This window comes from Variovorax sp. RKNM96, from assembly GCF_017161115.1.
In the GTDB taxonomy this organism is placed as follows: Bacteria; Pseudomonadota; Gammaproteobacteria; order Burkholderiales; family Burkholderiaceae_C; genus Variovorax.
The window spans coordinates 509,162-532,437 of sequence record NZ_CP046508.1; the positions used below are offsets into that span (position 1 = coordinate 509,162).

Below are 23,276 nucleotides of genomic sequence, written 5' to 3' on the forward strand. Positions count from 1 at the left end.
CGATGCCTTTGCTGGACATCAAGGATTTGCATGTCGAGTTCCCTACGCAGGGCGGCGTGCTGCATGCGGTCGACGGCGTGAGCCTCACGCTTGAAGAGGGCGAGGTGCTCGGCATCGTCGGCGAATCGGGCTCGGGCAAGAGCGTCACGATGATGGCGCTCATGGGGCTCGTCGGTTTCCCGGGCCGCGTGCGCGCGGAGCACATGCGCTTCGCGGGCAAGGACCTGCTCGGCATCTCCGACAAGGCGCGCCGCTCGCTGGTCGGCAAGGAGGTCGCGATGATCTTCCAGGAGCCGACCACCAGCCTCAACCCCTGCTTCACCATCGGCTTCCAGCTGATGGAGACGCTGCGTTTGCACCTGAACCTCGACAAGCGCACGGCCAAGAAGCGCGCGACCGAACTGCTGGAGCAGGTCGGCATTCCCGCTGCATCCTCGCGTCTCGGAAGCTACCCGCACCAGCTCTCGGGCGGCATGAACCAGCGCGTAATGATCGCGATGGCCATCGCCTGCAACCCGCGCCTCCTGATCGCCGATGAGCCGACCACCGCGCTCGACGTCACCATCCAGGCGCAGATCCTCGACCTGCTGCGCGACCTGCAGAAGGAGCGCGGCATGGCGCTGGTGCTCATCACCCACAACATGGGCGTGGTGAGCGAGATGGCGCAGCGCATCGCCGTGATGTACGCAGGCCAGGTGATGGAGCACCAGCGTGTCGACCGGCTCTTCGCATCGCCGCAGCACCCCTACACCGAGGCCCTGCTCGCGGCATTGCCCGAGCGCGCCGCGCCCGAAGGGCGGCTGGCCACCATCAGCGGCGTGGTGCCCGGCGTGCACGACCGGCCTTCGGGCTGCCTGTTCGCGCCGCGCTGCAGCTACGTCACCACGCGCGCCTGCAATGTGCGCCCTGCATTGCGCGAGTGGCAGGGCGCCGAGGTGCGCTGCCACTACCCGCTCGGCGAGCCGGGTCGCATCGTGGCGATCGAGCAGGACCGACCGCAGCAGTTGCCCGTGGCGGAGGCGCTGCCATGAACAACGACCAAGGCGCGCCCGGCGACATCGTGGTCGAGGCCACCAACCTGCAGCGCACCTACGACGTGCGGCGCGGGCTCTTTCGCGCGCCGGCGCATCTGCGCGCGGTGGGTGACATCTCGTTCCGGCTCGAACGCGGCCGCACACTGGCGGTGGTCGGCGAATCGGGCTGCGGCAAGTCCACGCTCGCGCGCATGGTCGCGCTGATCGAGAAGCCGACGGCGGGGCAGCTCACCCTCGTGGGCGCCGATGCGGTGAACCCGCCGGCCGAGCGCAAGCGCGAGCTGCGCCAGGCGGTGCAGCTGGTGTTCCAGAACCCCTACGGCTCGCTCAATCCGCGCAAGAAGATCTCGGCCGTGCTCGAAGACCCGCTCGCGATCAACACCACGATGGGCAAGTCGGAGCGCGCCGCCAAGGCGCGCGAGATGCTCGCCCGCGTGGGCCTCAGGCCCGAATACGCGAACCGCTATCCGCACATGTTTTCGGGCGGCCAGCGCCAGCGCATCGCGATCGCGCGCGCGCTCATGCTGTCGCCGCGCCTCCTGGTAGCCGACGAGCCGGTGTCGGCGCTCGACGTGTCGATCCAGGCGCAGGTGCTGAACCTGCTGGCCGACCTGCAGGCCGAGCTGGGCCTTGCGTACCTCTTCATCTCGCACGACCTCGGCGTGGTGCGCCACATCGCGCACGACGTGCTCGTGATGTACCTCGGCCATGCGGTGGAGCAGGGCCCCAAGGGGCGCATCTTCGCGCGCCCGCTGCATCCGTACACGCAGGCCTTGCTGGCCTCGACGCCGGGGCTCAGCAGCCAGCGCATCGTGCTCAAGGGCGAGCTGCCGTCGCCGCTGAATCCGCCCACGGGCTGCGTGTTCAACACGCGTTGCCAGCATGTGCAGCAGCGCTGCCGCGAAGAGCGGCCCCTGCTGCGCGCACTCGACGAGCGGCTGGTGGCCTGCCACTACGCAGAGAAGTTCCTCGATGGCGCGCCACCCTTGCGCGCCGACGTTCCCGTGCTCGCCGTTCCGATGGCGATGAATCCCTGAGCAAGTCCCATTTTTTCAACCGTGTCTGAAGGAGTCCCTATGAAGACCCAACCCTCCGTTTCGCGCCGCTCACGAATGCTGGCGCTCCTGGCACCGACAGCGCTTGCGGCCCTTACCCTGGCCTCGGGTGCCGTGTCAGCCAAGACGCTGGTGTATTGCTCCGAAGGAAGCCCGGAGAATTTCTATCCGGGCATGAACACCACCGGCACGTCGTTCGACGTGACCACGCAGGTCTACAACACCATCGTCGAGTTCGAGCGCGGCGGCACCAAGGTCACGCCGGGCCTCGCCGAAAAATGGGACATCTCGGCCGACGGCACGGTCTACACCTTTCACCTGCGCAAGGGCGTGAAGTGGCACACCACGAGCAAGAGCTTCAAGCCCACGCGCGACTTCAACGCCGACGACTTCATCTTCATGCTCGAGCGCCAGTGGAAGGAGAGCGATCCCTTCTTCAAGGTCACGAGCCAGAACCACTCGTACTTCAACGACATGGGCATGCCCAAGCTCCTGAAGTCGGTGGACCGCATCGACGACTACACGGTGAAGATCACGCTCAACCAGGCCGAGGCGCCGTTCCTCGCGAACCTGGCGATGCAGTACGCGGGCATCCAGTCGAAGGAATACGCGATCGCCATGCTGAAGGCCGGCACGCCCGAGAAGGTGGACCAGGACCCGATCGGCACCGGCCCGTTCTACCTCGTGCAGTACCAGAAGGACGCGATCATTCGCTTCAAGGCCTTCCCGCAGTACTGGGGCGGCAAGGCCAAGATCGACGACCTCGTGTTCGCGATCACGCCTGACGCCTCGGTGCGCTGGGCCAAGCTGCAGAAGGGCGAATGCCACGTGATGCCGTACCCGAACCCGGCCGACCTGGATGCGATCCGCAAGGACCCGAACGTGCAGGTGCTGGAACAGCCGGGCCTGAACGTCGGCTACCTCTCGTACAACACGACGAAGAAGCCCTTCGACGACGTGCGCGTGCGCAAGGCCATCAACATGGCGATCAACAAGAAGGCGATCATCGACGGCGTGTACCTCACGACCGGCGTTGCCGCGAAGAACCCGATCCCGCCGACCATGTGGTCCTACAACGACGCGATCAAGGACGATCCGTACGACCCCGAAGCCGCCAAGAAGCTGCTGGCGCAGGCCGGCTTCCCCGACGGTTTCTCGACCGACCTGTGGGCCATGCCGGTGCAGCGCCCGTACAACCCGAACGCCAAGCGCATCGCCGAGCTGATGCAGGCGGACCTCGCCAAGATCAACGTCAAGGCCGAGATCAAGAGCTTCGAATGGGGCGAATACCGCAAGCGCCTGCAGGCCGGCGAGCACCAGATGGGCATGCTGGGCTGGACCGGCGACAACGGCGACCCGGACAACTTCATGTACACGCTGCTGGGCTGTGCTTCGGCCAAGTCGGCGAGCGGCAGCAACATCTCGAAGTTCTGCTACCAGCCGTACGAAGACCTCGTGGTGAAGGCCAAGAGCACGGTGAAGCAGGCCGACCGCGATGCGCTCTACAAGAAGGCGCAAGTCATCTTCAAGGAGCAGGCGCCGTGGTTCACCATCGCGCATGCGGTGCAGCTGAAGCCGGTGCGCAAGGAAGTGATCGACTTCAAGCTGAGCCCCTTCGGTCGCCACACCTTCTACGGCGTGGACATCAAGTAAGCGGTGGCTGCGCCCATCGCCATCGTCGCGGCGATGCACGAGGAGCTGAAAGCGCTCCTTGCGCAGATGCCCGACGAGCAGCGCGTGCGCATCGCCGGGCGCGACTTCTGGGTGGGCCATTTGCATGGCCAGCCCGTGGTCGCGGTGCTGTCGCGCATCGGCAAGGTCGCGGCGGCGGTGACGGCCACGGTGCTGCTCGAACGCTTCGGCGTGCGGGCCATCGTGTTCAGCGGTGTTGCGGGCGGGCTCGCGCCGGGCGTGGATGTCGGTGATGTGGTCGTGGCGACCGAGCTGCTTCAACACGACATGGATGCCTCGCCGCTCTTTCCGAAATACGAAGTGCCCTTGATGGGCATTTCGCGTTTCACGGCCGACGCGGCGATCAGCGATGCATTGGCTGATGTGGCCGAAGAGACGCTGCGCGATCCGGTGGCGCTGGTGGGGCAGGGCGCTGTCGAAGAGTTCGGCCTTCGTTCACCGAAGGTGCATCGCGGCTTGCTGGTGAGCGGCGACCGCTTCGTCTCGACCGCTGCCGAAAGCGAAGCGCTGCGCCGCCAACTGCCCGATGCGCTCGCGGTGGAAATGGAAGGCGCCGCCGTGGCCCAGGTGTGCCACGACTACGGCGTGCCCTTCGCGGCGATGCGGACGATTTCAGACCGCGCCGATGACGAAGCCCATGGCGACTTTGCGCGCTTCGTCGCCGAGGTCGCGAGCCGCTACAGCCTCGCGCTGGTCGGCGCGTGGCTCGCGCGGCAGCCGGCTACTTGAGCCAGCCGCGCCGGCGGAAGTACCACATCGGCACCAGCGCACTGGCCGCCATCAGCACGATGGCATACGGATAGCCCATGGCCCAGTCGAGCTCGGGCATAAACTTGAAGTTCATGCCGTAAATGCTCGCGATCAGCGTGGGCGGCAAGAGCGCCACGCTGGCCACCGAGAAAATCTTGATGGTCTTGTTCTGGTTGATGTTGATGAAACCGACGGTCGCATCCATCAGGAAGTTGATCTTGTCGAACAGGAAGGCCGTGTGGTTGTCCAGCGATTCGATGTCGCGCAGGATCTGCCGGGCTTCCTCGAACTGCTCGGCGTTGAGCATCTTGCTGCGCATCATGAAGCTGACCGCGCGGCGCGTGTCCATCACGTTGCGGCGGATGCGGCCGTTCAAGTCTTCCTGCCGCGCGATGAGGCCGAGCACCTCACCGGCCAGTTCGTCGGTGACGTTGCCCGAGAGCACCTTCTTGCCGGCCACTTCGAGCTCGTCGTAGATGTTCTCCAGCGTGTCGGCCGAGTACTCGGCGTCGGCGTCGAAGAGCTTGAGCATCACTTCCTTGGCATCTTCGATCAGCCCCGGCGCGCGGCGTGCGCGCATGCGCAGCAGGCGGAACACGGGCACGTCTTCGTCGTGGATCGAGAACAGCACGCCGCGGCTGCGCAGGTCCGTGTTGTGCTGGTTGAGGATGAAGGCCACGCGCACCGTGCGCGGGTCTTCGTCGTCGTCGATCAAAAAGTCGGAGCGGATGTGCAGTTCGCCGTTGTCTTCCTCGTAGAAGCGGGCGGATTCCTCGATGTCCTCGTCCATCGCGTCTTCGGGAATCGAGAGGCCGTAGTACTGCTTGATCCAGCGCTTTTCCTCGAGCGTGGGCGATTCGAGGTCGACCCAGATCGGCTGGAACTTGGAGAGCTCTTCGAGCGACTCGATCTCTTCCTGGACGAGGCGGCCGTTGGCGAGCGTAAAGATATTGAGCATGGGCTCACTCCCGGGGATGACTGAAACGGTGGGCGAGGGAGGGGCGCTTTCAATTCCCGGGCCCGGCGCAAAGGCGCGTCAGAAGGGAGTTGAAAGCTGCCGAGACGGGGCGGTTTCCATGGGGAGTCTCCGGTTGCAGCGAGGCGCGATTATGTCACCGGCCACAAGGCGGCAAGCTGACTGAACTGGACGAACATACAGTAAAGTCGTGCCCCATGCAGACCGCTGCGTCCCCCGTTGTTTCCGTCGCGCCGAAGACCCAGGCCGAACGCCTGGCCGCGGCGTTGGCCACGCTCAACGACGACCAGCGCGCGGCCGTCGAGCATGGCGTCGGCGCTGCGGTGGCCGACGATCATCGCCCGCTGCTGGTGATCGCCGGCGCCGGCTCCGGCAAGACCAGCACGCTGGCGCATCGTGTGGCGCACCTGATCGCGGACGGGGTCGATCCGCAGCGCCTGCTGCTGCTGACTTTCTCGCGCCGTGCCGCCCAGGAGATGGAGCGCCGTGCGGGCCAGGTGCTGGCGCGTGTGCTCGGGCTGAAGTCGGAGCGTCCGCCCGCGCTGCCTTGGGCCGGCACCTTCCACGGGATCGGCGCGCGTTTGCTGCGCGAATACGCCGGGCAGATCGGGCTCGATGAGAACTTCACGATCCACGACCGCGGCGATGCCGAAGACCTGATGGGGCTGGTGCGCCACGAGCTGGGCCTGTCTTCCACGGTCAACCGCTTCCCGCGCAAGGGCACGTGCTTGTCGATCTATTCACGCTGCGTGAACACGCGTGCATCGGTGGCCGAGGTGCTCAAGGACGCCTTTCCCTGGTGCGACGAATGGGAGGCCGAACTCAAGACGCTGTTCGGCGCCTACGTCGAGGCCAAGCAGCAGCAGAACGTGCTCGACTACGACGACCTGCTGCTCTACTGGGCCGAGATGGTCGCCGAGCCCGCGCTGGCCGAGGCCGTGGGCGCGCGCTTCGACCATGTGCTGGTCGACGAATACCAGGACACCAACCTGCTGCAGGCCTCAATCCTCCTGGCGATGAAGCCCGACGGACGCGGCGTCACGGTGGTGGGGGACGACGCGCAGTCGATCTACTCTTTTCGCGGCGCGACGGTGCGCAACATCCTCGACTTTCCTTCGCAGTTCAGCCAGGCCGCGCGGGTCGTCACGCTGGAGCGCAACTACCGCTCGACGCAGCCGATCCTGGACGTGTCGAACCGCGTGATCGCGCAGGCGGCCGAGCGGCATGCCAAGACGCTCTGGACCGACAAGCCCTCTGCCGGCAAGCCGCAACTGGTGCTGGTGCCCGACGAAGCAGGGCAGGCGCGCTGGGTGGCCGACAAGGTGCTCGCGCACCGCGAGGGCGGCCTCGCGCTCAAGTCGCAGGCGGTGCTGTTTCGCACCTCGTCGCACAGCGCGGCGCTCGAACTGGAGCTCGCGCGCCGCAACATCCCGTTCGTGAAGTTCGGTGGTCTCAAGTTTCTCGAGGCCTCGCATGTGAAAGACTTGCTCGCGGTGCTGCGCTTCGCCGAGAACCCGCGCGGGCGCATGGCGGGGTTTCGCGTCACGCAACTCATCCCCGGCATCGGGCCCGTCACGGGCACGCGGTTGCTCGATGCGATGGACCAGGCAGCCGATCCGGCCGCGGCCGTGCGCGACTTCGTGCCGCCGTCCGCGGCGCGCGAGCAGTGGGCGGGCTTTGCCGAGACCTATGCCGCCTTGCGCGCGCCAGCGCTGGCCTGGCCGGCCGACGTGGAGCTGGCGATGGACTGGTACCTGCCGCACCTGGAGCGTCTCTACGACGACACCTCCGGCGTGCGCCGCCAGGACGTGGAGCAGCTGGTGCGCCTCGCCGCGGGCTACGGCTCGCGCGAGCGCTTCCTGACCGAACTCACGCTCGATCCGCCCGAGGCCACGAGCGACCGCCCGGGCCCGCCGCTGCTCGACGAGGACTACCTGATCCTCTCCACCATCCATTCGGCCAAGGGGCAGGAGTGGAATTCGGTGCATGTGCTCAATGTGGTCGACGGCTGCCTGCCGGCCGACGTGGCGCAGAGCGCGCACGAACTCGAGGAAGAGCGGCGCCTGCTCTACGTCGCGATGACACGGGCCCGCGACCATCTACACCTGCTGGTGCCGCAGCGCTTCTACATCACGCAGCAGGCGGTGCGGGGCGACCGGCACCTGTATGCGAACCGCACGCGCTTCATCACGGAATCGGATCTCGCGGGCTTCGAGCAGCAGACCTGGCCGCCACCGCCGGTGCGTGCGCCCGCGGTGCCGCCGCCCACCGCCGTGATCGACTTGCGCAACCGCATGCGCGCGGCCTGGCGCTGAATCGGCTGGCCCTTCGAGCGGCAGGGTCACCCGAAGAAAAGCCCGTTAACACTTGCTGGCAAAGCGCCGCAGCGGCGGGCCGACATGCGTGGCCAGCTATGGATTCAATAGCGGATTGAAACAGGCTCCGGGCGCGCTCGCCACCCGGAGAACCCAGGTATTGCAATACCGTGACAGCTTGGGCATAGTGAATCGACCGACCCCTCTTTCTCCTCCTTCTTCTTCCCCTCCCCCCGAACCCAACCTGTTTCGCCGGCCACGCTTCATTCCGGAGCGGGGTCATTTCCCCAACCGTCAATTCTCAGGAGGTCATTCATGAATTTGACGATCAGCGGTCATCACCTCGACGTCACCCCTGCCTTGCGCACCTACGTCACGAGCAAGCTGGACCGGATCACACGGCATTTCGACCAGGTGGTCGATGTGAAGGTGATCCTCACGGTGGAAAAGCAGAAGGAAAAGGAACGCCGCCAAAGGGCGGAGTGCAACATTCACGTCAAGGGCAATGACATGTTCGCGGAGTCGAGCCACGCTGATCTCTACGCTGCGGTCGATGAACTGGTCGACAAGCTCGACCGCCAGGTGGTTCGCCACAAGGACCGTCTGCAGGACCACCATCACGTGGCGCCCAAGCGCGTGATGTGAGCACCGGGCGAGGCCCTTGGGGCCCGCTCCCACCAAGGCCGCCTCTGGGCGGCCTTTTGCTTTTCCGACTGTTGCCGTGGGACTTTGGGGCGTCTCCCCGAGGCAGCGATGCCTCCGGGCAACATGTAAACAGAAAGTAGATAGGGGGACTGGGGGTTTTTACCAACCGGGTGCATAATCGCCCCCGCTCTGCTCCCACCATGAATCGCCTCGCGTCCATCCTGCCGCCCGCCCAAGTGCTTGTGAGCGTTGACGCTACCAGCAAGAAACGTGCTTTCGAAGAAGCTGGCCTTCTGTTCGAAAGCCTTCATGGCCTGGGGCGCGCCCTGATCACCGACAGCCTCTTTGCGCGCGAGCGCCTCGGCTCCACCGGCCTCGGCCACGGCGTTGCCATTCCGCATGGCCGCATCAAGGGCCTCAAGGCGCCGATGGCCGCGGTGTTCCAGCTGGCGAATCCCATCGGTTTCGATGCCCCCGACGAGCAGCCCGTCGCCCTCCTGATCTTCCTGCTGGTGCCCGAAGCGGCCACGCAGAAGCATCTCGAAATCCTCTCTGAAATCGCCGAGCTGCTGAGCGACGCCGGCCTGCGCGAACAGATCAAGTCCAGCACCGATGCGGCCGCGCTCCACGGCCTGATCGCCGGCTGGCAGTCGACCCAAGTCGCCTGAGCGCATGCGTCGGCGTGCGCGGCTGCTGCTAAGCTGCGCGACACCTCCTGTCACTCATCACTCCAATGACGGCGCCGAGCGCCGCCTCCTGAACGCATGAAGCCGACCGTCATCAGCGCCGATGCCATGTTCGAGGAGTTCCGCGGGTCGCTCCGCTGGGAATGGCTCGCGGGGCTCGGCGCTTCAGAGCGCCAGTTCGACCCCGAGGTCATCAGCCGCGCCCAGTCGGCCGCCGACCTGGTCGGCTACCTCAACTACATCCACCCGTACCGTGTGCAGATCCTGGGCGCCCGCGAGGTGGCCTACCTGACGCGCGGCAGCCCGGACGACTGCGCACGCCGCATCGCCCGCATCGTCACGCTGGAGCCGCCGATGCTGGTGCTGGCCGACGGCCAGGCGCCGCCGGACGAGCTGCTGTCGATCTGCGAGCGCGCCCAGCTGCCGCTCTTCGCCACGCGCGAATCGTCGGCCTTCGTGATCGACCTGCTGCGCGCCTACCTGTCCAAGCATTTCGCCGAGCGCACCTCGATGCACGGCGTGTTCATGGACATCCTGGGCATGGGCGTGATGATCACCGGCGAGTCCGGACTCGGCAAGAGCGAACTGGGCCTCGAACTGATCTCGCGCGGCAACGGCCTCGTGGCCGACGATGCGGTCGACCTCTACCGCATCAACCAGAACACGATCGAGGGCCGCTGCCCGGACCTGCTGCTGAACCTCTTGGAAGTGCGCGGCATCGGCCTGCTGGACATCCGCGCGATCTTCGGCGAAACGGCGGTGCGCCGGAAGATGCGCCTGAAGCTCATCGTGCACCTGGTGCGCCGCGACAGCTTCGAGCGTGACTACGAGCGCATGCCCTCGGCGCCGCTCACGCAGGACGTGCTGGGCATTCCGGTGCGCAAGGTCATCATCCAGGTGGTGGCGGGGCGCAACATCGCCGTGCTGGTCGAGGCGGCCGTGCGCAATTCGATCCTGCAGCTGCGCGGGATCGACACCTATGCGGATTTCGTGGCGCGCCACCACAAGGCGATGGAAACCGGCCAAGACTGACCCCGTTTTGTTTTGCCAGGGACACCGCGGAACCGGCTTTGCCGGGCCGCCGGTGTCGCCCCCTGAAAGGGGGTTGGCGAAGCGACACGAAGTGCGCGAAGACTGGGGGTAAGCCCTGTTCTAGCGCTTCTTTACACAGTCGCCGCAGAGGCCGTAGAGCGACATGGCGTGGTCCTGCAGGATCCAGCCCTTGTCCTTGGAAATCATCTGCTGGCGCCGCTCGATCTCGGCGTCGTAGAACTCCTCGACCTTGCCGCACGAGGTGCAGATCAGGTGGTCGTGGTGCGTGCCTTCGTTCAGCTCGTAGACCGCCTTGCCGCTTTCGAAGTGGCTGCGCTCCAGGATGCCGGCCTGCTCGAACTGCGTCAGCACGCGGTAAACGGTGGCAAGGCCGATGTCGGAATGTTCGTTGAGCAGGACGCGAAACACGTCTTCGGCCGTCATGTGCCGCTGGCTGCCTGTCTGGAAGATTTCCAGAATCTTCAGGCGTGGCAAGGTGGCCTTGAGGCCGGTATTCTTGAGTTCGTCGATATTGGCCATTGATGGTTCCTGCGCCCTGTGCTGCGGTCAGGTCCTGAAAAGGTCAGCCGCTACAATGGCCGATCATATCGCTACCCCCTTTTCCTCCCATGCCTGCCATTTTCCAACGCCGTTCCTGGCTGCTGGTTGCTGCCGTCGCCGCGACGCTCTGCCTCGGTGCCTGCAGCGGTTTCAGCGATCGCACGCGTGGCGCGCTGGCCGCGGTCACGCCCTACAAGGTCGAAGTGGTCCAGGGCAACTTCGTGTCGAAGGAGCAGGTCGCGGCGCTCAAACCCGGCATGTCCCGCCAGCAGGTGCGTGAAATCCTCGGCACTTCGCTGCTGAACGACGTGTTCCACGCCAATCGCTGGGACTACGTGTTCACCATCCGCCGCCAGGGCGTCGAACCCCAGGAGCGCCACCTGACCGTGTTCTTCAACGGCGAGTTGATGGACCGCTTCGTAGGCGACGAGATGCCCAGCGAAGAAGAGTTCGTCGCCACGCTCGACACCCGCAAGAAAACCGGCAAGATCCCCCCGCTCGAGGCCTCGGAAGAAGAACTCAAGAAGTTCGCGCCCGCCAAGGACGAGAAGGCCGACGCTGCCGCCGCCTCGACGACCGTGCCTCCGCTGCCGGCGGCCTACCCCCCGCTCGAAGCCGCGCGCTGAGCGCAGCAGGAGCGGGCGGCGCCCGCCGAGTCAGGCGGCGTCCGTCCGGTCCCCTCATGGTTCCCAGTGGCCTGCGGGCCATCTCGATGACTGAATCCGCGTGACTCAACCTATCTCTTCCTCCCCCTCCGCCACCCCCGCGCTGCGCCGCATCGCCATCGCCATCGCCGGCGCCTCGGGCCGCATGGGTCACATGCTCATCGAGGCCGTGCGCAACGCGCCCGACTGCCGCCTGGCCGGCGCCCTCGACATCGCCGGCAGCGAAGCCATCGGCGCCGACGCGGCCGCCTTCCTGGGCTTCACGAGCGGCGTGCCCATCGTGGCCGACCTGCGCACGGGCCTGAAAGACGCGCAGGTGCTCATCGACTTCACCCGCCCCGAAGGCACGCTCGCGCACCTGGCGGTCTGCCGCGAACTGGGCGTGCAGGCCGTCATCGGCACCACCGGCTTCAGCGACGCGCAGAAGGCCGAGATCGCCGAGATCGCGAAAGACGTGGCGATCATGCTGGCGCCCAACATGAGCGTGGGCGTCAACGTCACCTTCAAGCTGCTCGAGATGGCCGCCAAGGCGATGTCGACCGGCTACGACATCGAGATCATCGAGGCCCACCACCGCCACAAGGTCGATGCCCCCTCGGGCACCGCGCTCAAGATGGGCGAAGTCATCGCCGACGCGCTGGGCCGCGACCTGAAGGACTGCGCGGTCTATGCCCGCGAAGGCATCACCGGCGAGCGCGACCCGTCGACCATCGGCTTCTCGGCCATCCGCGGCGGCGACATCGTCGGCGACCACACCGTGCTGTTCGCCGGCATCGGCGAGCGCATCGAGATCACGCACAAGTCGTCGAGCCGCGTCACCTATGCGCAAGGCGCCCTGCGTGCGGTGCGCTTCCTGGCCGAGCAGAAAGCTGGCCTCTTCGACATGTACGACGTGCTCGGTCTGCGTTAAGGCCAACCGATGAGCGTCCTCGAACTGCTGACCCATGGCGACGGCGTCAGCCGTTCGGTGGCGGCGCTGCTGCTGGCGATGTCGATCGCGAGCTGGGTCGTGATCCTCTGGAAGGCGTGGCTGCTGCGCGGCGGCACGCGCGACGTGCTGCGCGGCATCGCAGCGTTCTGGCAGTCGGCCACGCTGGCCGATGCCGAGCAGAAGCTCAAGGCGTTCGACCGGGCCACGCTGGTGCTGCCTGCAGTCGTCGCCATCAAGAACGTGGCGGCCGTCAACGTCAATGGAACGCTGGGCGCCACAGGCGACCGCAACCAACGTCTCACACGCGCATTGCGCGATGCCTTGCACGGCGCGCTGCGGCGCCTGCAGGCGGGGCAGATTCTTCTCGCCACGGTCGGCGCCACGGCCCCCTTCGTCGGCCTGCTGGGCACGGTCTGGGGCATCTATGGCGCGCTGACGGGCATCGCGGGCCAGACCGGCGGCTTCACCATCGACAAGGTGGCCGGGCCCGTCGGCGAAGCGCTCGTCATGACGGCCTTCGGCCTCGCAGTCGCCATTCCGGCCGTGCTGGCCTACAACGTCTTTGGCCGCGTCATCGGTCGCGTCGAAGCCGAGCTCGAAGGCTTCGCGCACGACCTGCTCAGCAGCTTCGGCGAGGCACCGGCACCTGCCGCGCCGCCGCCGGCACGGCCGATGCCCGTCTAGAGAGCAGGACGCAACATGGCCTTCGGACGCACATCGCTCGGCAGCAGCGCCGCAGGCGGCGGACGCGCCACCGGGGCCGGCGGGCAGCGGCCGCTCTCGGACATCAACGTCACGCCGCTGGTCGACGTGATGCTGGTGCTGCTGGTGATCTTCATCATCACGGCGCCGCTGATGGCCAGTTCGATCAAGCTCGACCTGCCGCAGACCGATGCCGGCCAGCCCAATGACACGCCCAAGTTCGTGAGCCTCTCGGTCGATGCATCGGGCAAGGTGTTCCTGAACGACAAGCCCGTGACCGACGAAGAGCTGGCCGCCCAGCTCGAGAAGGCCGCCGCGGACAGCAAGGACACCGAAGTGCAATTGCGCGCCGACCAGACCGTGCCCTACGGCAAGGTGGTGGCGCTCATGGGCATTGCGAACAAGGCGGGGCTGAGCCGCATCGGCTTCGTGACCGAGGCCGAAGCGGCGTCCGAAAAGCCGCGCTGACCGGGCCTCCTCAGCCCAGCACCACCGGCTTGGTGTTCCAGATCTCGTGCGCGTACTGCGCAATCGTCCGGTCCGAAGAAAACGCGCCCATCCCCGCCACATTCAGAATCGCCATCCGCGTCCACGCATCCGAATCGCGGTACAGCGCATCGACCTCGGCCTGCTTGGCGACATAGCTCGCGTAGTCGGCCAGCAGCAGGTAATGGTCGCCCCAGTTCACCAGCGCATCGTAGATGCCCTGGTAGCGCGCCGGCTCGCCCGGCGAGAACGCGCCGTCGCGGATCGCGTCGAGCACGCGCTTCAATTCCGCGTTCTCTTCGTAGATGTCGCGCGGCTGGTAGCCGTGAGCCCGGATGTCCGCCACTTCCGGCGTCGTGTTGCCGAAGATGAAGATGTTCTCCGGCCCCACGTTCTCGCGCATCTCCACGTTGGCGCCGTCGAGCGTGCCGATGGTGAGCGCGCCGTTGAGCGCGAACTTCATGTTCCCGGTGCCCGAGGCCTCGGTGCCCGCGGTGGAAATCTGCTCCGACAGGTCGGCCGCCGGCATGATGATCTCGGCCAAGCTCACGCTGTAGTTCGGCAGGAACACCACCTTCAGCAGCTTGCCCACGCGCGCATCGGCGTTGATGGTGCTCGCCACGTCGTTGATGAGCCGGATCACCAGCTTGGCCATCACGTATGCCGAGGCCGCCTTGCCCGCGAACACCACCACGCGCGGCACGATGTCGACCGGTGTGCCGGCGGCCTGCGCATCGAGGATGCGGTGATAGCGCGCCACCACATGCAGCACATTGAGCAGCTGCCGCTTGTATTCGTGGATACGCTTGACCTGCACGTCGAACATCGCATCGGTGTCCAGGTCGATCTTCAGGTGCTCTCCGACCCAGTTGGCCAGCCGCAGCTTGTTCTCGCGCTTGGCATGGCGGAACGCGCGCACGAACGCGGGTTGCGCGGCCATGGGCTTGAGCGCCTCGAGTTGCGACAGGTCGCGCCGCCAGCCCTTGCCGATGCGCTGGTCGAGCAGCCCGGCCAACGGCGGGTTGGCCTGCGCCAGCCAGCGGCGCGGCGTGACGCCGTTGGTCTTGTTGTTGAAGCGCTCGGGAAAGATCTTGTCGAAGTCGGCAAAGATCGACTGCTTCATCAGCTCCGAATGCAGGCCCGACACACCGTTGATCGAGTGGCTCGCAAGCACCGCCACATACGCCATGCGCACGCGCCGCTCGCCCGATTCGTCCACCAGCGAAAGCCGGCGCATCAACTCCACGTCGTTGCCCACCTTCTGCGTCACGGTGGCGAGGAACTTCGCGTTCATGTCGTAGATGATCTGCAGGTGCCGCGGCAATATGCGCCCCAGCATTTCCACCGGCCAGGTCTCCAGCGCCTCGTGCATCAGCGTGTGGTTGGTGTAGCTGAACACCTTCTGCGTGTGCGCCCAGGCCTCGTCCCATGCGAGACCGTGCTCGTCGAGCAGGAGGCGCATGAGCTCGGGCACCGCGAGCACCGGGTGCGTGTCGTTCAGGTGGATGCTGACCTTCTCGGAGAGCTGGTCGAAGGTCTTGTGGCTGCGCAGGTACCGGCGCAGCAGGTCCTGCACGCTCGCGCTGCAGAAAAAATACTCCTGGTGCAGCCGCAGCTCGCGGCCCGAGGGCGTGGAGTCGTCGGGGTAGAGCACGCGCGAGACGTTCTCCGACTGGTTCTTGCTTTCCACCGCGCCCATGTAGTTGCCGCGGTTGAAGGCCGAGAGGTCGATTTCCTCGGTGGCGCGCGCCGACCACAGCCTGAGCGTGTTGGTGGCCTGCGTGCCGTAGCCGGGAATGATGGTGTCGTAGGCCACGGCACGCACGTCGTGCGTGTCGACCCAATCGGCCGCGCCGTAGGGCGCATTGAGGCCTTCGCGTTTCTGCACATGGCCGCCGAAGCGCACGCGGTAGTTCACCTCGGGCCGCTGGAACTCCCAGGGGTTGCCGCGCGTGAGCCAGTAGTCGGGCGTTTCCACCTGCTGGCCGTCGACGATGCGCTGGCGGAACATGCCGTATTCATAGCGGATGCCGTAGCCCATGCCGGGCACGCCGAGCGTGGCCATCGAATCGAGAAAACAGGCCGCGAGCCGCCCGAGGCCGCCGTTGCCGAGCGCCGCGTCGGGTTCGCGCTCGGCCAGCGCCGACATGTCGACGCCGAAGTCGGCCAGCGCTTCGCGCACCGTGTCGTAGAGGTCGACAGCGAGCAGCGCGTTGGTGAAGGTGCGCCCGATGAGGAACTCCATCGAGAGGTAGTAGACGCGCTTCAAGTCCTGCGCGTAGTTGGCGCGCGTGGTCATCATCCAGCGCTCGACCAGCTGGTCGCGCACGGCCTGCGAGGTGGCGTTGAGCCAGTCGTCCTGGCTGGCCGCGACCGGGTCCTTGCCGACCGCATAGATCAGCTTGTTGGCCACGGCGCGCTTGAAGGCCGCGACGTCGCGGTCGGGGTGGTCGTAGGCGAAGTCTTTGATTGTCATGTGGTGGCGCTCCCGAGGTGAGTGTTTGTATTTGCCGAGCGTGGATCAGATGGAGCCCAGCGCCTGTTGGTAGACGGCGATGTATTGCGCGGCGGCCGTGCCCCAGTCGGCCGGACGCCGCATGGCATGGCCGCGCACGCGGCGCCAGTCGGGCGCGCGCTGGTAGAGGGCGAAGGCACGGCGCAGCGCGCGTTCGTAGTCGGCTGGGTCGAAGCGGTCGAACACGAAACCGGTGGCCTCGCCGCTCGCCATGTCTTCGAGCGTGCTGTCGACCACCGTGTCGGCCAGCCCGCCCACGCGGCGCACCAGCGGCAGGCTGCCGTATTTCAGGCCGTACATCTGCGTGAGGCCGCAGGGCTCGAAGAGCGAGGGCACCAGCGTCACGTCGCCGGCGCCGAAGAGCTGGTGCGCCAGCGTTTCGTTGTAGCCGATGGTGACGCTGACCGATTCCGGCGCCGCCGCCGCGCGCTGGCGAAAGGCCTCTTCGAGCCACGCTTCGCCGCTGCCCAGCAGCGCGAGCTGGCCGCCCTGCGCGAGCAGCGCATCGATGCCGCCGAGCACGAGATGCAGGCCCTTCTGCTCAGTGAGCCGGCTGACCAGGATGAAGAGCGGCGCATCCGGCCGCTCGGCGAGGCCGAGCTGATGCTGCAGCACCGCCTTGCAGCGCGCCTTGCCCGCCATGTGGCGGCCTTCGGGCGTGTGAAAGCCCTGCACCAGCGCGGCGTCGGCGGCCGGGTTCCAGACCTTGTCGTCCACCGCGTTCAGGATGCCGGTGAGCACGCCGCTGCGCTGGCGCAGCAGGCCGTCGAGGCCGCAGCCCTGCTCGGGCGTCTGGATCTCGAGCGCGTAGGTCGGGCTCACGGTGGTGAGCCGGTCGGCGAAGTACAGGCCGGCCTTCATGAACGAGACCTGGCCGTGGTATTCGAGGCCATTCATGTGGAAGGCGGGGCCTGGCAAGCCCAGGTCGGTGAAATGCCACGGCGCGAAGATGCCCTGGTAGGCCAGGTTGTGCACCGTGAACACGGTACCCACGCGCGGTTGGCCGGGCCGCCGCGCAAAGGCGATGTACGCGGGCGCCAGCGCCGCATGCCAGTCGTGCGCATGCACGACCTCGGGCTGCCATGTCGCGTCGAGCCCCTGCGCGAGTTGCGCTGCGGCCCAGCCGAGCAACGCGAAGCGCCGGTGGTTGTCGGCGTAGGGCTGGCGCGCCGTGTCTTCGTAGGGGTTGCCGGGCCGGTCGTACAGGGCCGGTGCGTCGATCACGTAGGCGGAAATCGCCGGCGCACCGTCGATGGCGATGTGCCCGGCCCGCAGGCCGAAGCGCTCGCCCCAGGGCGCATTGAAATCCGCCACCGGCGCCAGGTCGCGCACCCCGGCCACGATGGCCGGAAAACCCGGCAGCAGCACGCGTGCGTCCTGCCCCTCGGCCATGAGCGCGATGGGCAGGGCGCCGGCGATGTCCGCCAGTCCGCCGGTCTTCAGGAGGGGAAAGAGTTCGGCGCTGACCTGGAGGATTCGCATCGTTCGTGGCTGCGGCGTCAGGCCGTCAATCGTTTGAGCATTTCGCGGGTGACAAGCACCACGCCGGTCTCGGTGCGCTCGAAGCGCGCGGCGTCGGCGGCGGCATCTTCGCCGATCACCATGTCGTCGGGAATCACGCAGCCGCGGTCGATCACCACTTTGCTGAGCCGGGCGCCGCGGCCCACTTCCACGTCGGGCAACAGCACGGCTTCGTTGATTTCGCAGAACGAATGAATGCGCACCCCCGAGAACAGCACCGAGCTGCTCACCTTGGAGCCCGAGACGATGCAGCCGCCCGAGACGATGGTGTTGACCGTCATGCCGTGGTGGCCGTGGCGGTCGAGCACGAACTTGGCCGGGGGCAGTTGCCGCTGGTAGGTCCAGATGGGCCAGTCGGTGTCATAGATGTCGAGTTCGGGGGTGATCGAGGCCAGGTCGAGGTTGGCTGCCCAGAATGCATCAATCGTGCCCACGTCGCGCCAGTAGGCCTTGGCATCGGGTCCGCGCGAGGCCCGCGTGACGCAGGACATGCCGAAGGGATGCGCCAGTGCGCGGCCCTGCGCCACGGCGCGCGGGATGATGTCCTTGCCGAAATCGTGGCTCGAATCGGGATTGGCGGCGTCTTCCTCGAGCAGCTGGTAGAGGTAGGCGGAGTCGAACACGTAGATGCCCATGCTGGCCAGCGCCACGTCGGGGTGGCCGGGCATGGCGGGCGGATCGGCCGGCTTCTCGAGAAAGGCCGTGATCTGGCGGCCGTCGTCGATGGCCATCACGCCGAAGGCGGTGGCCTCCATGCGCGGCACCTCGATGCAGCCGACCGTGCAGCCCAGGCCGCGCTCGGCATGGTCCTTCACCATGATCGAGTAGTCCATCTTGTAGATGTGGTCGCCTGCCAGCACCACCACGTAGTCGTGCTTGGTCGAGCGGGTCTGAATGATGTCCAGGTTCTGGAACACCGCATCGGCCGTGCCGCGGTACCAGTGCTCGTCGCCCACGCGCTGCTGCGCGGGCAGCACGTCGACCATCTCGTTGAGCTCGGCCCGCAGGAAGCTCCAGCCGCGCTGCAGGTGGCGCATGAGCGAATGCGACTTGTACTGCGTGACCACCGCCATGCGCCGGATGCCGGAATTGAGGCAGTTCGACAGCGCGAAATCGATGATGCGGAACTTGCCGCCGAAGTACACGGCCGGTTTGGCCCGCCGGTCGGTCAGCTGCTTGAGGCGGGAGCCTCGGCCGCCAGCCAGCACCAGGGCGATGGTGCGGCGGACCAGTTGATGGGCCTGCAGGGGTTCCTGCGAGGGGGGCGTGCTGAGCTTGTTGTCCATCCTGTGTCTCCGTTCGTTCGTTCGTTGGAATGCGTCGTCAGAGTTTCTGTAGCGAGGCTAGCACCGCGCTGCGCGCATGGCTTCTACGTTCTTGCAACCCGGATGCTCGAAAAAGATACTTCTGCCGCATAGCCGAGCGCCTCTGGCGATGCGCCGTGGTCATGGGCGGGATCGGTCGAGAGACAACTGCGCCAGTTGCCCGGGGGCAGTGTGAAATTCACCGTCTCTGCGCCGGCATTGACCAGCACCAGCCATGCGCCTGCGTCCTCCCTCGCCGCGCTGTTGTCGAAGAGGATTGCAAGGGCTGTGCCCGCATGCCAGTCGTCCGGCGTCATCGGCTGGCCGTCGGGGCGCAGCCAGCGGATGGCCGGTGTGTCCTCGGGCGGATCGGCCGGCCACCAGCGCGTGCTGCGCAGCACCGGCGCTTCGCGGCGCAAGGCGGTGAGCCGCGCGACAAAGTCGCTCGTGCGCGCCATGTCGCCGGCGGGATCGGGTGCACCGATCCATGCGAGCCAGGTGGTCTCGTTGTCCTGGCAGTAGGCGTTGTTGTTGCCCTGCTGGCTGTGGCCCAGCTCGTCGCCGGCCAGCAGCATCGGCGTGCCCTGCGAGAGCAGCAGCACTGCGAGCAGCGCGCGCTGCAGGCGGCTGCGCTTTGCCAGCACGCCAGCGTCGTCGCTCGGGCCTTCGATGCCGCAGTTGTTGCTCAGGTTGTGGGTATGGCCGTCGCGGTTGTTCTCGCCATTCGCGAGGTTGTGGCGTTCTTCATAACTGACGAGGTCGCGCAGGGTGAAACCGTCATGCGCGGTGATGAAGTTGACGCTCGCCACCGGCGCGCGGCCGTGGTGGGCGAACTGCGTGCTCGAGGCCGTGAAGCGGTGCGCGAAATCGCCGAGACCCGCCGCGCCGTCGCGCCTTTGCCGCAGCCAGAAGCTGCGCTGCGTGTCGCGGTAGCGGTCGTTCCATTCGAGCCAGCCGGGCGGGAATTCGCCAAGGCGATAACCGCCGGGGCCGATGTCCCATGGCTCGGCGATCAGCAGCGTGCGCGAGAGCACCGGGTCTTGCGCGATGGCGGCGAAGAAGGGCGCGCGCGGGTCGAACCCCGTCTTCGCATCGCGCCCCAGCACCGGTGCCAGGTCGAAGCGGAAGCCGTCGACGCCGAACTCGCAGGCCCAGTGGCGCAGGCTGTCCATCACGAGCTGCAGCACGCGGGGCTCGCCGAGGTTCAGGCAGTTGCCGGTGCCGGTCCAGTTTTCGTAGAGCGCGCGGTCGTCTTCGCGCAGGTGGTAGTACAGGGCGTTGTCGATGCCGCGCAGCGAGAGCGTGGGGCCGAACTCGTCGCTCTCGGCGCTGTGGTTGTAGACCACGTCGATCACCAGCTCCATGCCGCGCGCGTGCACCGCCTCGACCATCGCGCGGAACTCGCTCGCGGGCGTGGTGCCGGGGCGGCCGCTCCAGTAGCGCGCCTCGGGTGCAAACCAACCGATGGTGTTGTAGCCCCAGTAGTTGGAGAGGCCCATGGCGAGCAGGCGTTGCTCGTCGGCGCGGTGCTGCACGGGCATGAGGCTCAGGGTGGTGACGCCCAGGCGCTGCAGGTGGTCGAGCACGGCGGGCTCGGCGAGGCCGGCGTAGGTGCCGCGCAGGACTGCGGGGACGCCGGGGTGCAGGCGGGTCTGGCCGCGGACGTGCAGTTCGTAGAGGACGCGGTCGCTGGGTGCGATGCGGGCGTGGCCAGGCGATGTTGGGGCACTCGCGCTTGCCGTCACACGCGCTTTGAGTGCGACTGTGCCGTTGTCGCGTTCGTCGCGTTGGTCGGGGTCTGCAGGGTCATGGCCGAGGAACAGGTCGCTGCCGTCGTAGCGGCCGACGATCTCGCGTGCGTACGGATCGAGCAGCAGCTTGGCGGGGTTGAAGCGTTGGCCGTCGCGTGGTGCCCACGGGCCGTGGACGCGGTAGCCGTAGACCAGGCCTTCGCGACCGGCTGGGAGCTGGCCGTGCCAGATGCCGTCTGTGCATGCGGGTAGGCGGAGGCGTTGCTGCTCGTTCTGGCCTGTGCTGTCGAAGAGGCAGAGGTCGACTGCCTCTGCCGTGGAGGCTGCTATGGCGAAGTTGATGCCTTGATTTGACGGGGTTGCGCCCAGGGGGAACGGGGTGCCTGGGCTCAGCATTCTTTTTGCCCTTGGGATGGTTTGTTTTTCGAGGCCGGGCCGAGACCCGGCCTCGGGAAGCAAAACGATCCCAGACTCATCAAGCCAGCACCCACATCACAGTAGCAAGAGGCGGCACGCTGACCGAAATCGAATCCGCCTTCCCATGCCAGGGCACAGGCGAGCTTTCAACGATCCCGTTCCCCACGCCACTCCCCCCATACACAGCCCCATCCGTATTGACGATCTCCCGGTAAGCCCCCGCAACAGGAACACCAAGCCGATACGAATGCCGAGGCAACGGCGTGAAGTTGCACACCACCACCACAAACGCCCCGTCGCGCGCCCGACGAACAAACGCAAACACCGACTGATCCGCATCGTCATGCACGATCCACTCGAACCCGGCCCCCTCGTTGTCCAGCTCATGCAGCGCAGGAAAGTGCCGATACACGTTGTTCAGATCGCGCACCAGCCGCCGCACCCCCTGGTGCGCAGCGTGCTCCAGCAGATGCCAGTCCAGACTCCGGTCCGCATTCCACTCGGCGACCTGCGCGAACTCGCCCCCCATGAACAACAACTTCTTCCCCGGATACCCCCAGAGATAGCCGTACAGGTTGCGCAGCCCCGAGAACTTCTGCCAATCGTCGCCCGGCATCCGCCCGATCATCGAACCCTTGCCGTGCACCACCTCGTCGTGCGAGAGCGGCAGCACGAAGTTCTCGGTGTGCGCGTACATCAGCCCGAAGGTGATCTGCTGGTGGTGGTGCTTGCGGTAGACCGGGTCGGTGCCCGCGTAGGCGAGCGTGTCGTTCATCCACCCCATGTTCCACTTGTAGTGAAAGCCCAGGCCGCCGTGCTCGGGTGGCCGTGTCACGCCGGGGAAACTCGTGGATTCCTCGGCCAGCGTCACCGCGCCGGGCCGCTCGATGCCCACCACGCGGTTCATGCGGCGAAGGAAATCGATGGCCTCCAGGTTCTCGCGGCCGCCTTGCGCATTCGGCACCCACTCGCCGGCCTTGCGGCTGTAGTCGCGGTACAGCATCGACGCCACCGCATCGACGCGAAGACCATCGACGCCATAGCGCTCCAGCCAATACAGCGCATTGCCGACCAGGTAGTTGCGCACCTCCGTGCGCGCGTAGTTGAAGATCAGCGTATGCCAGTCGTTGTGGAAGCCCTCGCGCGGATCGGCGTACTCGTACAGCGCGGTGCCGTCGAAGTTGCCCAGGCCGTGCGCGTCGGTCGGGAAATGCGCGGGCACCCAGTCGAGGATCACCCCCAGCCCGGCCGCATGCGCGGCCTCCACGAAATGCCGGAAGTCGCCGGGTGTTCCGAAGCGCGAGGTCGGCGCATAGAGCCCGATCGGCTGGTAGCCCCACGAGCCGTCGAAGGGATGCTCGCTGATCGGCAGCAGCTCGATGTGCGTGAAGCCCATGTCGCGCGCATAAGGCACGAGCGTGTCGGCCAGCTCGCGGTAGTCGAGCCACTCGTGGCCGTTGTTCTTGCGGCGCCACGAGCCCAGGTGCACTTCGTAGATGCTGATCGGCGCATGGCGCTCGTTGGCCTCGGCGCGGCCTTCGGGCATCTTCACCGCGGCCGGCAGCGGTGCCACCACGCAGGCGGTTTCGGGACGCAGGCGCGAAGAGAACGCGAAGGGGTCGGCCTTGCGCAGAACTTCGCCGTGCGCCGAGAGAATCTCGAACTCGTAGCTGTCGCCGGTCGCCACGTGCGGCGCGAAGATCTCCCACACGCCGCACTCGCGGCGCAGCCGCATCATGTGGCGACGGCCGTCCCAGTTGTTGAAGTCGCCCACCACCGACACCCGGCGCGCATTCGGCGCCCAGACCGCGAAGGCCACGCCCTTCACGCCATCGATCTCGCGCAGGTGCGCGCCCAGCCGCTCCCAGGGCCGCAGGTGCGTGCCTTCGGCCAGCAGCCACACGTCGGTCTCGCCGAGCACGAACGGAAAGCGGTACGGGTCTTCGAGCCGCGAGGTGTGCGAGCCCCAATCGACCTGGAACGAATAGCCCAGGCGCGCTTCCGCCGCCGGCACCAGACCGCTGAACAGGTCGGAGCCCTCGTGGCGCGTGAGCATCGCGAGCGGCCAGCCGGTGCGCGAATGCATCACCGCCACGCTCTGCGCGCCGGGCATCAGCGCGCGCACCTCCAGCCCCTCGCGCGTTTCGTGCGGCCCGAGCACGGCGAACGGATCGCCATGCTCGGCGCGCATCAGCGCGCGGACTTCGGAGGCGGGCAGGTGCTTGGGTGGCATGGCGG

At 66.8% G+C, this 23,276-nt stretch carries 19 protein-coding genes; 12 read left to right on the top strand and 7 right to left on the bottom strand.

All coding sequences use genetic code 11. The features are described from left to right. The first annotated feature begins 2 nt into the window (after nt 1-2). From GNX71_RS02375 to GNX71_RS02390, 4 genes are read left to right on the top strand one after another with little or no spacing between them, the layout of a single operon-like run. Nucleotides 3-1,031, top strand: coding sequence for an ABC transporter ATP-binding protein (locus GNX71_RS02375; protein WP_206176844.1), 1,029 nt, complete (start codon nt 3-5; stop codon nt 1,029-1,031). Next, a complete protein-coding gene (locus GNX71_RS02380) occupies nt 1,028-2,071 on the top strand; it encodes a dipeptide ABC transporter ATP-binding protein (protein ID WP_206176845.1) in 1,044 nt (347 codons plus the stop codon). The genes GNX71_RS02375 and GNX71_RS02380 overlap by 4 nt, the downstream gene beginning before the upstream one ends. Before the next feature lie 39 nt (nt 2,072-2,110). Beyond that, entirely contained in the window at nt 2,111-3,742 is a 1,632-nt protein-coding gene (locus GNX71_RS02385; protein WP_206176846.1) for an ABC transporter substrate-binding protein, read from the top strand. Between the two features lie 3 nt (nt 3,743-3,745). After that, nucleotides 3,746-4,510, top strand: a complete 765-nt coding sequence (locus GNX71_RS02390) for a 5'-methylthioadenosine/adenosylhomocysteine nucleosidase (RefSeq protein WP_206176847.1) — start codon at nt 3,746-3,748, stop codon at nt 4,508-4,510. Here the strand turns inward: GNX71_RS02390 and corA are convergent. Next, nucleotides 4,503-5,489 (bottom strand): magnesium/cobalt transporter CorA, encoded by a 987-nt coding sequence (gene corA / locus GNX71_RS02395; protein ID WP_013538896.1) that lies wholly within the window; start codon nt 5,487-5,489, stop codon nt 4,503-4,505. The genes GNX71_RS02390 and corA overlap by 8 nt on opposite strands. A gap of 215 nt (nt 5,490-5,704) precedes the next feature. Between corA and GNX71_RS02400 the strand changes: the two genes are divergently transcribed. The 4 genes from GNX71_RS02400 (at nt 5,705) to hprK (ending at nt 10,185) form a co-directional block, all read left to right on the top strand. Then, nucleotides 5,705-7,822 carry an ATP-dependent helicase gene (locus GNX71_RS02400; protein ID WP_241027137.1) on the top strand — a complete coding sequence of 706 codons (2,118 nt, stop codon included), beginning with the start codon at nt 5,705-5,707 and terminating at the stop codon, nt 7,820-7,822. A 315-nt stretch (nt 7,823-8,137) separates the two neighbouring features. After that, entirely contained in the window at nt 8,138-8,467 is a 330-nt protein-coding gene (gene raiA / locus GNX71_RS02405) for a ribosome-associated translation inhibitor RaiA (RefSeq protein ID WP_013538898.1), read from the top strand. Between the two features lie 200 nt (nt 8,468-8,667). Beyond that, complete coding sequence (locus GNX71_RS02410) at nt 8,668-9,135, top strand: PTS sugar transporter subunit IIA (RefSeq protein ID WP_042581318.1); 468 nt, start codon at nt 8,668-8,670, stop codon at nt 9,133-9,135. A 96-nt stretch (nt 9,136-9,231) separates the two neighbouring features. Continuing rightward, a complete protein-coding gene (hprK, locus tag GNX71_RS02415; protein ID WP_013538900.1) occupies nt 9,232-10,185 on the top strand; it encodes an HPr(Ser) kinase/phosphatase in 954 nt (317 codons plus the stop codon). Between the two features lie 120 nt (nt 10,186-10,305). Here hprK and fur read toward each other — a convergent pair whose 3' ends face one another. Further along, nucleotides 10,306-10,725, bottom strand: a complete 420-nt coding sequence (gene fur / locus GNX71_RS02420; protein ID WP_013538901.1) for a ferric iron uptake transcriptional regulator — start codon at nt 10,723-10,725, stop codon at nt 10,306-10,308. Nucleotides 10,726-10,814: 89 nt separating this feature from the next. On the opposite strand from fur, the gene bamE reads away from it, so the two are divergent. From bamE to GNX71_RS02440, 4 genes are all read left to right on the top strand, one after another. Next, the gene (gene bamE / locus GNX71_RS02425) at nt 10,815-11,372 is read left to right on the top strand and encodes an outer membrane protein assembly factor BamE (RefSeq protein ID WP_206176848.1); all 558 of its coding nucleotides are present in this window, start codon (nt 10,815-10,817) and stop codon (nt 11,370-11,372) included. Nucleotides 11,373-11,472: 100 nt separating this feature from the next. Continuing rightward, nucleotides 11,473-12,321, top strand: a complete 849-nt coding sequence (gene dapB, locus GNX71_RS02430) for a 4-hydroxy-tetrahydrodipicolinate reductase (RefSeq protein ID WP_206176849.1) — start codon at nt 11,473-11,475, stop codon at nt 12,319-12,321. A 9-nt stretch (nt 12,322-12,330) separates the two neighbouring features. Beyond that, complete coding sequence (locus GNX71_RS02435; protein WP_206176850.1) at nt 12,331-13,026, top strand: MotA/TolQ/ExbB proton channel family protein; 696 nt, start codon at nt 12,331-12,333, stop codon at nt 13,024-13,026. Between the two features lie 15 nt (nt 13,027-13,041). After that, the gene (locus GNX71_RS02440) at nt 13,042-13,512 is read left to right on the top strand and encodes a biopolymer transporter ExbD (protein WP_206176851.1); all 471 of its coding nucleotides are present in this window, start codon (nt 13,042-13,044) and stop codon (nt 13,510-13,512) included. A 10-nt stretch (nt 13,513-13,522) separates the two neighbouring features. Here the strand turns inward: GNX71_RS02440 and GNX71_RS02445 are convergent, their stop codons facing one another. From GNX71_RS02445 to glgB, 5 genes are all read right to left on the bottom strand, one after another. Next, nucleotides 13,523-16,006 carry a glycogen/starch/alpha-glucan phosphorylase gene (locus tag GNX71_RS02445; protein WP_206176852.1) on the bottom strand — a complete coding sequence of 828 codons (2,484 nt, stop codon included), beginning with the start codon at nt 16,004-16,006 and terminating at the stop codon, nt 13,523-13,525. A 45-nt stretch (nt 16,007-16,051) separates the two neighbouring features. Beyond that, nucleotides 16,052-17,527: a glycogen synthase GlgA gene (gene glgA, locus GNX71_RS02450; protein ID WP_206176853.1), complete on the bottom strand. Its 1,476-nt coding sequence runs from the start codon at nt 17,525-17,527 to the stop codon at nt 16,052-16,054. Between the two features lie 17 nt (nt 17,528-17,544). Next, nucleotides 17,545-18,852 (bottom strand): glucose-1-phosphate adenylyltransferase, encoded by a 1,308-nt coding sequence (glgC, locus tag GNX71_RS02455; RefSeq protein ID WP_206176854.1) that lies wholly within the window; start codon nt 18,850-18,852, stop codon nt 17,545-17,547. 83 nt (nt 18,853-18,935) lie between these two features. Beyond that, the gene (gene glgX / locus GNX71_RS02460; protein WP_206176855.1) at nt 18,936-21,017 is read right to left on the bottom strand and encodes a glycogen debranching protein GlgX; all 2,082 of its coding nucleotides are present in this window, start codon (nt 21,015-21,017) and stop codon (nt 18,936-18,938) included. Between the two features lie 79 nt (nt 21,018-21,096). Continuing rightward, nucleotides 21,097-23,271 carry a 1,4-alpha-glucan branching protein GlgB gene (gene glgB / locus GNX71_RS02465; protein WP_206176856.1) on the bottom strand — a complete coding sequence of 725 codons (2,175 nt, stop codon included), beginning with the start codon at nt 23,269-23,271 and terminating at the stop codon, nt 21,097-21,099. Nucleotides 23,272-23,276: the final 5 nt, after the last annotated feature.

Excerpts from the sequence above, each read along its gene's own strand:
- GNX71_RS02375 (WP_206176844.1), top strand. The coding sequence starts at position 3 with ATGCCTTTGCTGGACATCAAGGATTTGCATGTCGAGTTCCCTACGCAG.
- hprK (WP_013538900.1), top strand. The coding sequence starts at position 9,232 with ATGAAGCCGACCGTCATCAGCGCCGATGCCATGTTCGAGGAGTTCCGC.
- glgC (WP_206176854.1), bottom strand. The coding sequence starts at position 18,852 with ATGGACAACAAGCTCAGCACGCCCCCCTCGCAGGAACCCCTGCAGGCC.
- raiA (WP_013538898.1), top strand. The coding sequence starts at position 8,138 with ATGAATTTGACGATCAGCGGTCATCACCTCGACGTCACCCCTGCCTTG.
- GNX71_RS02410 (WP_042581318.1), top strand. The coding sequence starts at position 8,668 with ATGAATCGCCTCGCGTCCATCCTGCCGCCCGCCCAAGTGCTTGTGAGC.
- glgX (WP_206176855.1), bottom strand. The coding sequence starts at position 21,017 with ATGCTGAGCCCAGGCACCCCGTTCCCCCTGGGCGCAACCCCGTCAAAT.
- glgB (WP_206176856.1), bottom strand. The coding sequence starts at position 23,271 with ATGCCACCCAAGCACCTGCCCGCCTCCGAAGTCCGCGCGCTGATGCGC.
- GNX71_RS02385 (WP_206176846.1), top strand. The coding sequence starts at position 2,111 with ATGAAGACCCAACCCTCCGTTTCGCGCCGCTCACGAATGCTGGCGCTC.
- corA (WP_013538896.1), bottom strand. The coding sequence starts at position 5,489 with ATGCTCAATATCTTTACGCTCGCCAACGGCCGCCTCGTCCAGGAAGAG.
- bamE (WP_206176848.1), top strand. The coding sequence starts at position 10,815 with ATGCCTGCCATTTTCCAACGCCGTTCCTGGCTGCTGGTTGCTGCCGTC.
- glgA (WP_206176853.1), bottom strand. The coding sequence starts at position 17,527 with ATGCGAATCCTCCAGGTCAGCGCCGAACTCTTTCCCCTCCTGAAGACC.
- fur (WP_013538901.1), bottom strand. The coding sequence starts at position 10,725 with ATGGCCAATATCGACGAACTCAAGAATACCGGCCTCAAGGCCACCTTG.
- GNX71_RS02435 (WP_206176850.1), top strand. The coding sequence starts at position 12,331 with ATGAGCGTCCTCGAACTGCTGACCCATGGCGACGGCGTCAGCCGTTCG.
- GNX71_RS02440 (WP_206176851.1), top strand. The coding sequence starts at position 13,042 with ATGGCCTTCGGACGCACATCGCTCGGCAGCAGCGCCGCAGGCGGCGGA.
- GNX71_RS02400 (WP_241027137.1), top strand. The coding sequence starts at position 5,705 with ATGCAGACCGCTGCGTCCCCCGTTGTTTCCGTCGCGCCGAAGACCCAG.
- GNX71_RS02445 (WP_206176852.1), bottom strand. The coding sequence starts at position 16,006 with ATGACAATCAAAGACTTCGCCTACGACCACCCCGACCGCGACGTCGCG.
- GNX71_RS02380 (WP_206176845.1), top strand. The coding sequence starts at position 1,028 with ATGAACAACGACCAAGGCGCGCCCGGCGACATCGTGGTCGAGGCCACC.